Consider the following 11,743-nt stretch of genomic DNA (forward strand, 5'->3'; position numbering starts at 1 on the left):
GCCGAGGGCACCCGCCCCCTCGGCACCCGAGGCCGAGGAGCACGCCTCCCCGGTCGCGGCACTCGGAACCCCTCCCGGGGTCCTGCCGTGCCCCGCCCGCCCAAGGACCCAGAGAGCAAGAGGGACGCACCATGGCAGCAGTCCAGCGCACCGTCATCGAGAACTGCGCGATCGCGACCGTCGACGCGAAGGACACCGAGTACGCCCGCGGCCACCTCGTCCTCGCCGGCAACCGCATCGAGTCGCTCGGCCCGGGCCCGGCCCCCGAGGGCCTCCGGGACGTCGTCCGCCGCATCGACGCCTCCGGGCACCTGGTGACCCCCGGCCTGGTCAACACCCACCACCACTTCTACCAGTGGCTCACCCGGGGCCTGGCCACCGACCGCAACCTGTTCGACTGGCTCGTCGCGCTCTACCCGACCTGGGCGCACATCGACGAGCCGATGGTGCACGCGGCGGCCCAGGGCTCGCTCGCGATGATGGCCCGCGGCGGCGTCACCACCGCCGTGGACCACCACTACGTCTTCCCGCGGGGCGCCGGCGACCTGTCCGGCGCCCTCGTCCGCGCCGCCCGCGACATGGGGGTCCGCTTCACCCTCGCCCGCGGCTCCATGGACCACGGCGAGAAGGACGGCGGACTGCCCCCGGACTTCGCCGTCGAGACCCTCGAGGACGCCCTGGCCGCGACCGAGGAGACGGTGCGGCGGCACCACGACGCCTCCTTCGACGCGATGACCCGGGTCGCCGTCGCACCCTGCTCCCCCTTCTCCGTCTCCACCGAACTCATGCGTGAGGGAGCCGGACTGGCCCGGCGCCTCGGCGTGCGCCTGCACACCCACGGCTCGGAGACCGAGGAGGAGGAGAAGTTCTGCCACGAGCGGTTCGGCATGGGCCCGACCGACTACTTCGAGTCCACCGGCTGGCTCGGCGAGGACGTGTGGATGGCGCACTGCGTCCACATGAACGACTCCGACATCGCCGCCTTCGCCCGGACGGGGACCGGCGTCGCCCACTGCCCCTCCTCCAACGCCCGCCTCGCGGCCGGCCTCGCCCGCGTCCCCGACCTGCTCGCGGCCGGCGTCCCGGTCGGCCTCGGCGTGGACGGCACCGCCTCCAACGAGTCCGGCGAACTGCACACCGAACTGCGCAACGCCCTGCTGGTCAACCGCCTCGGCGCCCACCGCGAGGCCGCCCTGGACACCCGGCGGGCCCTGCGGCTCGGCACGTACGGCGGAGCCCGGGTGCTGGGCCGCGCGGAGGAGATCGGCTCCCTGGAGCCCGGCAAGCTCGCCGACCTGGTGCTGTGGCGGATGGACACCCTCGCCCACTCCTCCATCGCCGACCCGGTGGCCGCGCTGGTCCTCGGTGCGGCGGCCCCCGTCACGGCCTCCTTCGTGAACGGCCGGCAGATCGTGGAGAACGGCCGGCTGCTCACGGCCGACGAGGACACGATCGCCCGCACGACCCGCGCCGAGGCGCGGCGGCTGGCCCGGATCGCCGCACGGGACTGACCCCCCGAAGACCCCGGCCGGGAGGGACGGCTCCCGCGGCCGGGACCGCGGCCCCCGGCGGGGTCCGCGACGGCCGTCTCCGGGGCGCGTCTCCCCGCGCGCCCCGGAACGGTCCGCCGTCACGGCCGGCGCGAGGGCCCCGGCCACGCCATGAGGTTCGCGAACAGCTCGGCCTGCTCGATCGCGTCGTCGAGCGCGTGGTGAGTGTGGCGGCGCCGGGAGAGCAGTTCGCGCGGCATGGTGCCCTTCGCCACCGCCCGCAGCGGCAGCCCCGCCTTGGTGGCGTACAGGGTCTTCATGTCCAGGCACCCCGAGTGCCCGAAGGGGCTGGAGCCGGTGAAGCGGATCAAGTACCAGTACAGGAACGTCCAGTCGTACGACGCGGGGTAACCGCACATCACCGGCTGGGCACCGGCCGCCGCCTCGCGCACCCAGTCGGTGAACTCCCGCATCGCCCGCTCCGGTTCGGCGCCCTCGACGCCGAGCCGGTCCCGGTCCAGTCCGCTCACCGCCAGCGCCTCGGGCACGAACTCCTCGCTGATCGGCCGCAGTTCCCGGTAGAACGTCCGCTCCTCGGGATCGGCGGCCCGGAACCCGTCGGCGTCCTGCACCCCGGCGACCGACGCGCCCAGGCTCAGCAGGGAGTACGGACCGGGGATGGGGCCGTCGGCCTCGACGTCGACGGAGATGTACAGACTGGGTTTGACGCGTCGTCCGGCCATGGGACGGAAGGATCCCAGGCCGGGGACGCCCCGGCAGCCGAATTTCCCCCCACCGGCGGGACCGGCCGCATGCGGCGGGCCAGCCTGCGGCCCCACGCCTGGCTCGGCACTTCGACACAACGGTGGGTCAGCACGCACAGGGGCAGCAGCACGGCGAAGAACGCCGCTTCGAACGCGAGATGGTCCTGCCGCCGTCGTCCGACCGTGCCGTCGACCACCGCCAGCAGCAGCGGATGCACCAGGTAGACCGAGTAGCTGATCGCTCCCGATCCGGTCAGCATCCGCGGCATGCGCCGACGGCGCGACAACAGGCCGGCACCGAAGGTGAGCACGGCCAGCAGGAACGCGACGATCCAGCCGCGCCGTGTGCAGTGGTCACCGTCGCCGTACCGGTACGCGCTCCCCACGGCACAGGCGACCACCAAGGCGGCGGTGCCGGCCGCACGGCGCCAGGTGCTCCGACCGTTCTCGGCACGGTGGACGGCGGTCCCGAGGAACATCACGGCGAGGATCACCAGGCCCTCCCACAGCGGGACCGTTCCGTTGGACGGGACCAGGACGAGCGCCAGCACCCCGCCCAGCATGCCCCCGAACACCCGGAGCACGGGTGACCCGGCGCTCGCGCAGCAGACAGCGACCACCATGGTGATCGAGGCGAACGCGACCAGCGGGCCGGTACCGACCGTGCCGGAGAGGGCGGAGACCGGCGGCACGACCCCGGCTGTCACGCTCACGGCGGCGAGCACGGCCAGGGAGACGGCGACCGTTCCCGGCCGCCGGTGGAGACGGACCGTGAAAAGGGCGACGACCAGCAGGTAGAAGGCCATCTCGTACGAGAGCGTCCACAGGACGAGCAGGAGATTGGGTGTCCCCAGTACCTCCTGGAGCATGGTGAGGTGGGCGACCGCCACGGTGGCGGCGCCGAGCCGGCCGAAGTCGCGCATCTCCGCAAGCCCCAGGAAGTCGACGGCGAGAAGCACGGCGACGACGGCCGCCCACAGCGGGTACACACGGAAGACCCGCCCGATCCAGAACGTCCGGACACAGCCCCGGCGCTCCAGCGACGCGGGGATGATGTAGCCGCTCACCAGGAAGAACACCATGATGCCGTACCGGCCGGCGTTGAACTCCGGCATCAACTCCCGCCGGAACTCCGCCATGAAGGTGTACGACGAGTGGTCGAACACCACGACGAGTGCGGCGATGCCGCGCAACGCGTCCAGCCAGCCCCACCGCGACGGACCGGCCGCATGGATGGCTTTCGGCGATGGTGCGGTGACAGAGGATGAGTGCGTCGGTGAAGCAGGGACGAGGTGCGGGGGTTCCATGTGCGGACGGAGTCCTCTTCGGTGAGATGTTCGTCGGGCTTGTCACGGCGGATGCCGACGCGGTCCGCGCGGGCCCGGGGACGCCAGGCCTTCGATCCGGCCGGCGACGGCGCGGCCGCAGGATGACGGAAGACCGGACGCACCTGATGAAGCGGCATGCGCCGTGAGTACGGGTGTGATGTCCCGTGGCCGTGCCCGGTCCAGGAGGGGGCGAACACGCCCCTCACCCGCGCGGCAGGCTGACAGGGCGCCGTGGGCCGGTTCGCGTTCGCCGGCCAACCGGCGGCCCGTGGAGCGTCGGCTCCGCGGGCGTGGACGCGCTTGTGTGAATCCGTCGGCTAGTCGTCGGGCAGGGCGACCTTCATCGGAACGCAGGGCTCGGCCTCGGCCCTGGTCCTGTAGAACTCGACCGCGCGCGGCAGGGAATCGCCCCTGGTGTTCTCGAAGGCCAGCACGTTGCCCCGGCGCAGGGTGACGTCCCAGCCGGCCTTCAAGGGGATGACGGAGAATCGGTTGCCCTGCGCGTCGACCCCCAGGAGCGGGGTGACTTCGCTGCGCTCGCAGACGTAGCCGGGAGCGAGCAGATCGATGGTCACGTGAATGCCCCACGGACGGACTTTCCGTGCGAGCTCACGCTGGGCCTCGACACCGATGCTCTGGTCCCTGACGGTGAGCGTGACACTGCCGTCGCCGTGGGGTTCCACCGCGTATGCCGCCGAGTCGGTCGACGAGCCGGGCACAACCACCGTGGCGAGCCAGGCCGCCGCGCAGGCCACCGCGACGACGGCGATCCGACGCGGGGCGAACGGACGGTGCACGGAAGCCTTCGGCCTGCCCTCCCCGGCTCCGGCCTCGGCCGGCCCGGTCCGGCACGCCCCGGCCTCGCGCTGCTCGATCTCCCTCTTCAGGCCGTCCAGCAGCCGGTCCTCGAACGTCGTCCGCGTGCTCATGCTTCTCCCCTTGCGACGTACACCAGCGATGCGTCCGGCGCCTCCGCTCCCGTGGACCGTGCCGGTACGGCGGTGGGACGCGTCCTCGAGGTCCCGGAGTCCGCCTCCTTCCGCAACGCCCTGCGCGCCCGGTGCAGCCGGACCCGGGCCGTGACCTGGCGGATGCCCAGCGCAGCCGCCGCCTCCGTGACCGTGAGCTGGTCCACCGCGATCAGTTCCATGAGGGCCCGCTCGCCCTCGGGAAGCCTCTCCAGCGCGGCCAGGACGCGCCGCCCCGGACTCTCCGCGTCGAGCCGGTCCTCGATGCGGATGATGTCGTCGGCCTCCAGCAGCCTCCGGCCGGAGATCCGCAGATCGCGTTCGGCCTCCCGGGCGACCCGGCGGCGCTCCGAGGACACGACGTTGCGCGCGATGCCGTAGAGCCAGGCGGTCTCGCTGCCGAGACCCGGTCGGTAGGAGTGGGCCGAGTCGAGGACGGCCAGGAAGATCTCGGCCGTCAGGTCGGCGGCGGTGTGCGGGTCGTCGACCCGCCGGGCCACGAAACGCATCACCGCGTCCACGTGGCGCCGGTAGAACTCCTCGAAGAGCTGCGGGTCACGTACCGCCGCGGCGGGCCCACCCTGTAACCGTTCCGCGTCGTCCACGAACATCCCCTTCTCGTCGGAGGCCCCCTGGTCCTTCCTCACGGAGGTTCGGCGGAGTTCTCCAGAAGGGCTTCACCTGTTCTTGGGCCGAGACGCGAAAAGCGTTACAGAGCGGGCCGGGGCCCCGGCACACGACGGTCCTCCGGCTCCGGGGGCCGGTTCCTCGATGTTCCACCAACCCCTGGTCCGCCGGGGAGCGGTCCTCACGCCATCCGGGCCGCCACCTCGTCGCGCAGCCGGGGCAGCCGGTCGTGGTAGACGCCCGGGCAGAGGGTGTCGCTGTAGTCCTTGTGGCCGTAGAGCCGGGTCGGCGGGATCCCGTACCGCGCGCACACGTACGCGCACAGCACCACCAGGACGTCCCACTGGGCCTGCGGCGGTGTCGCGCCCGCGTGGTACGCGCCCTCGCACGCGATCCCGACGGCCTGCTCGTTCTGGCCCGAGGTGTGGGCGCCGAGCACGAAGCCGGTTCCGCCGGTGAGGGTCTGCAGGCTGCCGTGCCGGCCCTCGGTGATCCAGCCGCCCCTGCTGACCAGGAAGTGGTAGCCGGTGTCGACCCACCCGTTGTCGTCCATGTGCAGGTCCTGGACCCAGTGGGCGTGGGCGTGCGCCCGGGCCCGGGAGGAGTCGGAGGTGTTGGCGCTCACCGTGTGGTGGACGACGATCCGGCTCGGCCGGTACGACAGCCGGCTGATGCTCCCCCGGGGGGAGCGGGCGCCCCAGGTGCCGGTGGCGTCGATGTCCGGCTCGACGGCGGCGGCCTCCCGGGCGCGGGCGGTGCCCGGCAGGGCGGTGGCGGTGACCAGGCCGGCCGCCGCACCGGTGAGCAGCAGACGGCGGCGCAGTGGGTTCTCGGCGTGCACGATCACTCCTTGCGGGAAGGGTGGGGGGAAGCGGTGGAGCCGACGGGAGGGACGGTCGTCGGCTCCACCGCGTGATCGCTTGCTGGGACGTGACGGCGGGAGGTCCGCGCCGCTACGTGTTGTTGGCGAGGGCCAGGAGCCGGTCGCGGGAGCCGTTGAACTGGTTGCGGTCCACGTTGCCGGAGACGCCGCTGACCGAACCCGTGGCGGTGTACTGCCACACCGTCCAGGTGGGGAAGCCGCTCGGGATGGTCGGGGACGAGACGCCCCAATGCGCCGCCCACAGCGGGCTCTTGCTGTACATGCCGGTCCAGTTGCCGGTGCAGGTGTTCCACCAGCTCGCCGTCGTGTAGATCACCACGTCACGGCCGGTGCGGGACTTGTAGGTGGTGTAGAAGTCGTTGATCCAGGTGCGCATCTGCGTGGTGGACAGGCCGTAGCACATCGCCCCGTAGGGGTTGTGCTCGATGTCCAGGACGCCCGGCAGGGTCAGGTTGTCGCGCGACCAGCCGCCGCCGTTGTTGACGAAGTAGGTCGCCTGGGTGGCGCCGTTGGAGGCGTTGGGGAGGGCGAAGTGGTACGCGCCCCGGATCACTCCCGCGTGGTACGCGGCGGGGTAGTTGGTGTTGAAGCGCGCGTCCTTGTAGCCGGTGCCCTCGGTGGCCTTCATCCAGGCGAACTGGATGCCGGCGCCCCGCACCGAGGTCCAGTTGATGGCGCCCTGCCAGTGCGAGACGTCGATGCCCTGGACGCCGTCGCTCGGGGCCATGACGCCCATCGACGGCTCCCCGGCCGGGACGTCCTCGTGGATCCGGGCGCCCACGCCCATGTACGCCTGGCCCGGCTTGACCGCGACGGGGTCGTCGGCGGGGGGCTTGGGCGCGGCGGTCGCGCCGCCCGCGGTGGTGGCCGTCAGGGCGAGGGCCGCGCCGAGGACGCCGAGGGCGGTGACGGTCCGTCTGGGGAAGCCGGCCGTGCGGCGACGGAAGGAGAACATGCTGCCTCCGGTCAGAGGTGGGGGATGAGGGAAGGAGACGATCCCGGCCGGATCGACGCGGGTAGACCCCGCGCTGTTTGACGTGCGCGCGTCATTAATTAGGCATGGGGATTCCCCGCGCGTAAAGAGTCTCCATCCCCCTCTGGTGGTCTGGTCCACTGCCGGGGCCGGTAACCAGGAAACTCGTCCTCCGGATGGCGGAAACTTTCACCGGATGAAAGCGGACCCGCGCCCTTCTGCCGCTCAGCCGCCCGGCCCCGCGGCCGCGTCACCCGTGCGCGGCGGCCCTACCGCCCGCCCCGGCGGGGGAGGGATCCCGCGGCGGCCGGAGCGGCCGCACCGTCCCAGCGGTCTTCCTGCCGCTTGCACGTCGGCAGTTCACCGAACTGTTCTTACGTGCGTAGCGGGTGACACGATCTCTCGAAGGGGTGAAGAACGTGAGCGTGAGCGAGGAACGGGAGCGCTGGGAGCTGCTGCCCGGAGTCGGGTTGGGGCCACTGCGGTTCGGGATGGACCCGGCCGAGGTGGCCGACGCGCTCCGGGTCTCTGAGCCGCGGGAGCGGGTGGGCGGCCTCTACGGGCAGGAAGACTTCGCCGACGGCGTGAAGGTGTTCTACGGCGCGGGCGAGCTGGCGTGCATCGCCCTGGATGCGGTCACGGGTCCGCAGGTCTTGCTCGCGGGCTTCGCGCTGGCCGGCCGCGATCCCGAGCAGGCGCACCAGTTCCTCCTCGATCACGCCGCCGAGCACGGGAGCTGCCTGTTGTACACCCTCGATGATTCCCTTGCCCTGGCCGACCTGGGGCTTCTTCTGCGTTCGCAGGAGGTTGGCGACGTGCGTCTGTCGCGGCCGCTCCTCGTGAGGGAGGAGTGGTTGGAGTCGGAGTACTACCGCGACCGCCTACCGCTGGAAGGCGCCCCGGTCCCGGATGCATCGCCCTGGCCGTCGTAGGCGCGCGTGCCGCTGCCGTGAAAGAGCTGAGCACGTCAGCCGGCAACTGCTCCCGCTGGAGCCGGACTTCGGCTCTGGACAGACCTCCTGGCGCCGCCTGTGCCGGTGGCGCGAGGCCGGCGTCTTCGGCCGGTTGCACCGCCTGCTGCTCGTCGAACTGCACGCGGCCGACGAACTGGACTGGTCACGGGCCCGCGCGGTGGCTCTCCGGCGTTCCTGCAAGCGAGACGTTCCCAGCGGAGTGATGAGCGGTTCGTCCCGGCTGTCCAGACGAAGGTAAGTCACCATGCAGGTTGAAAGAGGGGCGCATATCGGATCATCCTTGGCGTCATGAGTCTCGTCTCCCCCTCCTTCAACGTGCCCGCCATGGGCGATTACGCCCACGACTGGGCCCTGGTCGATGTGGAGACCTCGGGACTCATGGCCCGGCGGGACCGGGTGCTGTCCGTTGCGGTCATCACGATCGGCCCGGACGGCGAGCAGACCGGGGAGTTCTCGACGCTGCTCAACCCGGGGTGCGACCCGGGGCCGGTGGAGGTGCACGGGCTCACCGCCGAGCGACTGCAGGGCGCACCGACCTTCGACCAGGTCGCCGGGCGGATCGGAGCGATGCTCCAGGACCGGGTCCTGGTAGCCCACAACGCCCCATTCGACTACGACTTCCTGGCCCATGAGTTCGCCCGTGCGCGGATGTGGCTGCCGGTGTCGCAGCGGCTGTGCACCCTGGCCCTGAACCGCCAGGTGGACCCGCCCACGGACGACATGAAACTCGGTACCCTCGCCGCCCACTACGGCGTCTCCCAACAGCGTGCTCACGATGCGCTGGACGACACCCGGGTGCTTGCCGGGATCCTGCGGGCATCGCTGCGCGAGGCAGCTCGGCTCGATCTGCCCTTGCCGCTGGTGACCTGCCCACCGCGGGCGGAATCCCACTTCACGCCGAAGCCACCGAAGACCCCCTGTGCCTACCGCAACCCGGGACGGCTGACTCCTGGCGGGCCGCTCCAACAGGGGATGAAGGTCGCGATCACCGGTGAGACCGCCCACGCCCGGGCGGAACTGGTCGGGCGGGCGGTCGCCGCCGGGCTGAACATGATGACCTCCGTCAGTCGGCACACCAGCGTGCTGGTCACCAACGAACCGGCGGCCGATTCGGCGAAGGCCCGACGCGCGCTCGCAGAAGGCGTGCCGGTCGTCGACGAGCAGACCTTCCTGCGGCTGCTGGCCGACGTACGGCCGGGGACAGCGCACGAGACGACGGCCGTCAAGGTCGCTCCGGTGACCGAGCCGGAAACAGAACAGGTCGGGCCCGTGGGGCCGGTGTCCACCACCACCTCGGCCGTGGCCACCCCGGAAGCAGCGGCTTTCCCCACGGCCTCTCCCTGCGTGCCAGTCCCCGCGCCGCGCCCGTCGGAGCCCTCCGCCGGAACCTCGGGCAAGCCCCTGGCGGGACGTCGGGTACTGGTGCTCGGTGGCGTCCATGCCGATGCCGCTGCAGCTCGTACCCGCGTCGTCGAGCTGGGCGGGTCCGCGGCGATCAACCTGTCCGCCAGCGTCACCGACGTCGTGCTCCTGTCGGGAGGAGAGGGCGACCGGCGCATGAGGCGCATCACCGCCCTCGAACTCCCCGTGCACGACCTGCACTGGCTCGCCTCTCCGACCGCAACGAACCAGAGTGCGGTGGCTCTCCGTCCTCAGGAGCCGCACGTAATGCCCAGGGGCGGCGTCATCGACCTGCCCATGCCGCACGGCGGACCCACGCCGGAGTGGTACGTCACCGCAGGCTGGACCCCGCAGGCCGACTGCGAGATCGACGTGATCGCCTTCCTCCTGGACGAGGACGAACAGGTCACCTCCGACGAGGACTTCATCTTCTACGGAGCACCGGAGAGCCCCGCCGGGACGGCACGCCTGCTGACCGGAGGCCCTGCCGAACAGACCATCGCCCTCGACCTGGCATCCCTGCCACCCGCGACGCGGAAGGTCGTCGTCGCTGCGGCCATCGACGGCGCCGCCACCTTCGGGACCGTCGGCGCGATCCAGATCGGCACGGCCCCCGGCAGCAGCGGGGCACCTCTCGCCCGGGCCACCCTGGACGCCGCCACCACCGAACGCACGATGCTGCTCGCGGAGATCTACCGCAGGGGTCCGCTCTGGCGCCTACGCGCCGTCGGCCAGGGCTACGACTACGGCCTCGACACCCTCGCGCGCGGATACGGGGTCGACATCGCCGACTGAACGCGGCGCCGGATGCGGAGTTTTTCGCGTCCTCTGGATCAGATGGCCCACCGGAGCCCAACGCTTTTCCGTCGCAGGTCAGCCCGGAAACCGCCCGCAAGTAACCCGAGTTTCCCGAGATGATGGCCGCCTGCGGCCAAGAAACGGTGCGCCGCGCCTACTCCGCCCGTTCCGCGAGCAAGGCCGACTTGTCAGTGCAGCATGAGAACCTCCGGGCATGAGCTACGACTTGGCCGTGTGGGAGGGCGAGCGCCCTGTGGACGATCAGGCGGCCGCGCAAGCGTTCACGGCCCTCTACGAGCGCTACGTCGACACGGATGTGGAGCATCCGCCGACCCAGCGCATAGCGGTTTACGTGGCCGCTCTCCTGGAGCAGTGGCGTGACCTGACCGAGGACGAGGAGGACACCTCCCCCTGGTCGTCGGGACCGTTGATCGGAGAAGCATGCGGCCCGTTGGGCTACTTCCCGATGCGCTGGAGCATGGCTGAGGATGCCTCCACCTACGCGGCGGCGCTCGCGGACTCGATGGGGCTGGTCTGTTTCGACCCTCAGCAGAACCGGCTCAGACCCTGAAGCGGGCATGCTTCCTTCTCGTTCAGCGCCGTTCGCAACCGTTCAGACGGAACCGAAGCCGCTGGGTGTGCTGTTCGGACAGGTTGGTTCCCACGTTCCGCGGCTTCCCGAGCTGGTGCCGCCAGCAGAGTCAGCAGGGGAAAGCGGCCTCAGCCCTGCCCTCGTAGTGTTCGAGTGCCTACGATCGCGCGATGAGCTACGACATCTACTTTTTGAGCCGGCGCGACGGACAGTCCTGGGATGAGGTCCTGAAGGCGATGGAAGAAACAGCCGAGGACGGCGAGCCGATCCCCACCCACCTCCTTGATGCTTGGGACCGAATAGTGCCGCAAGCTCGAACCCTGCTGGGCGAAGTGGAGATCACGGAGTACGAGCAGGAGTCGCGGGACCTGGGCCATTCGGACACCGGTATTGACCTGTCCGTCTTCGGTGACGAGGTAAGCATCACGGTGCCGTACTGGCATGCCGGAAATGATGCTGCGGTCGTGCTCGGCAAGGTCTCCGCCCTTGCCGCCATCGTCGAGAAGGAGACCGGACTGACTGCCTACGATCCTCAGACAGAAGGTCCACTGGTGGAGACGCCACCGCAGGGTTCGATCGGGCTGATGTCGCGAATCACCGAGGATTTGCGCAGCCGCTATGGCGGTTGAGTACCGGGCAACGGCGGAGCCGGCCAGGTTCCGAGCCGTCTGCTCGCCGTGTGCCACAGTCGTGCCGGACACAGGGGTCAGCCGCGGTCAAGAGTGGTGACTGGCAGACACCACCGTGCCGACCAGGGCCTGTGCGGAGTCGTGATCTGGAAGCAGTCGAAGGCTGTGGTATTGATGGGCGGTGACGGCTTCCGAGATATCCAGCAGACCCTTTGACGCGGTGCTGTGCGACCTCGACAACGTGATCCGTTTCTACGACATGGCCCCGCTGACTGAGTTGGAACGTGCCGTGGGAGTGCCCCGGGGCACCACCACA

The 11,743-nt window shown here is 70.8% G+C and carries 11 protein-coding genes and 1 pseudogene; 6 read left to right on the plus strand and 6 right to left on the minus strand.

Going from position 1 to position 11,743, the window contains the following annotated elements; genetic code table 11:
* The first annotated feature begins 131 nt into the window (after positions 1-131).
* Positions 132-1,511: an 8-oxoguanine deaminase gene (locus B7L92_RS32485; protein ID WP_081240877.1), complete on the plus strand. Its 1,380-nt coding sequence runs from the start codon at positions 132-134 to the stop codon at positions 1,509-1,511.
* Between the two features lie 119 nt (positions 1,512-1,630).
* Here the strand turns inward: B7L92_RS32485 and B7L92_RS32490 are convergent, their stop codons facing one another.
* The 6 genes from B7L92_RS32490 to B7L92_RS32515 form a co-directional block, all read right to left on the minus strand.
* Positions 1,631-2,233, minus strand: coding sequence for a 3'-5' exonuclease (locus B7L92_RS32490; RefSeq protein ID WP_081240878.1), 603 nt, complete (start codon positions 2,231-2,233; stop codon positions 1,631-1,633).
* On the minus strand, positions 2,146-3,561 hold the full coding sequence (locus B7L92_RS32495) for an acyltransferase family protein (RefSeq protein ID WP_107501673.1): 1,416 nt from the start codon (positions 3,559-3,561) through the stop codon (positions 2,146-2,148). The genes B7L92_RS32490 and B7L92_RS32495 overlap by 88 nt, the downstream gene beginning before the upstream one ends.
* A 338-nt stretch (positions 3,562-3,899) precedes the next feature.
* Positions 3,900-4,511, minus strand: a complete 612-nt coding sequence (locus B7L92_RS32500; RefSeq protein WP_081240879.1) for a hypothetical protein — start codon at positions 4,509-4,511, stop codon at positions 3,900-3,902.
* A complete protein-coding gene (locus B7L92_RS32505; protein WP_081240885.1) occupies positions 4,508-5,161 on the minus strand; it encodes an RNA polymerase sigma factor in 654 nt (217 codons plus the stop codon). Before B7L92_RS32505 ends, B7L92_RS32500 begins: the two co-directional genes overlap by 4 nt.
* 197 nt (positions 5,162-5,358) lie before the next feature.
* Entirely contained in the window at positions 5,359-6,018 is a 660-nt protein-coding gene (locus tag B7L92_RS32510; protein ID WP_081240880.1) for a peptidoglycan recognition protein family protein, read from the minus strand.
* A 112-nt stretch (positions 6,019-6,130) separates the two neighbouring features.
* Complete coding sequence (locus B7L92_RS32515) at positions 6,131-7,015, minus strand: lysozyme (RefSeq protein WP_081240881.1); 885 nt, start codon at positions 7,013-7,015, stop codon at positions 6,131-6,133.
* Positions 7,016-7,458: 443 nt separating this feature from the next.
* On the opposite strand from B7L92_RS32515, the gene B7L92_RS32520 reads away from it, so the two are divergent.
* The 5 genes and pseudogenes from B7L92_RS32520 to B7L92_RS42950 form a co-directional block, all read left to right on the plus strand.
* Positions 7,459-7,965 (plus strand): hypothetical protein, encoded by a 507-nt coding sequence (locus B7L92_RS32520; protein WP_255311241.1) that lies wholly within the window; start codon positions 7,459-7,461, stop codon positions 7,963-7,965.
* 330 nt (positions 7,966-8,295) lie between these two features.
* Positions 8,296-10,203, plus strand: coding sequence for a DEDDh family exonuclease (locus tag B7L92_RS32525; RefSeq protein ID WP_081240882.1), 1,908 nt, complete (start codon positions 8,296-8,298; stop codon positions 10,201-10,203).
* Between the two features lie 217 nt (positions 10,204-10,420).
* Positions 10,421-10,777 carry a hypothetical protein gene (locus tag B7L92_RS32530; RefSeq protein ID WP_081240883.1) on the plus strand — a complete coding sequence of 119 codons (357 nt, stop codon included), beginning with the start codon at positions 10,421-10,423 and terminating at the stop codon, positions 10,775-10,777.
* Between the two features lie 191 nt (positions 10,778-10,968).
* Complete coding sequence (locus B7L92_RS32535; protein WP_081240884.1) at positions 10,969-11,427, plus strand: hypothetical protein; 459 nt, start codon at positions 10,969-10,971, stop codon at positions 11,425-11,427.
* A gap of 181 nt (positions 11,428-11,608) precedes the next feature.
* A pseudogene (locus tag B7L92_RS42950) lies at positions 11,609-11,743 on the plus strand (HAD family phosphatase); the annotation flags it as partial.

The organism is Streptomyces viridosporus (genome assembly GCF_002078235.1).
In the GTDB taxonomy this organism is placed as follows: Bacteria; Actinomycetota; Actinomycetes; order Streptomycetales; family Streptomycetaceae; genus Streptomyces; species Streptomyces viridosporus.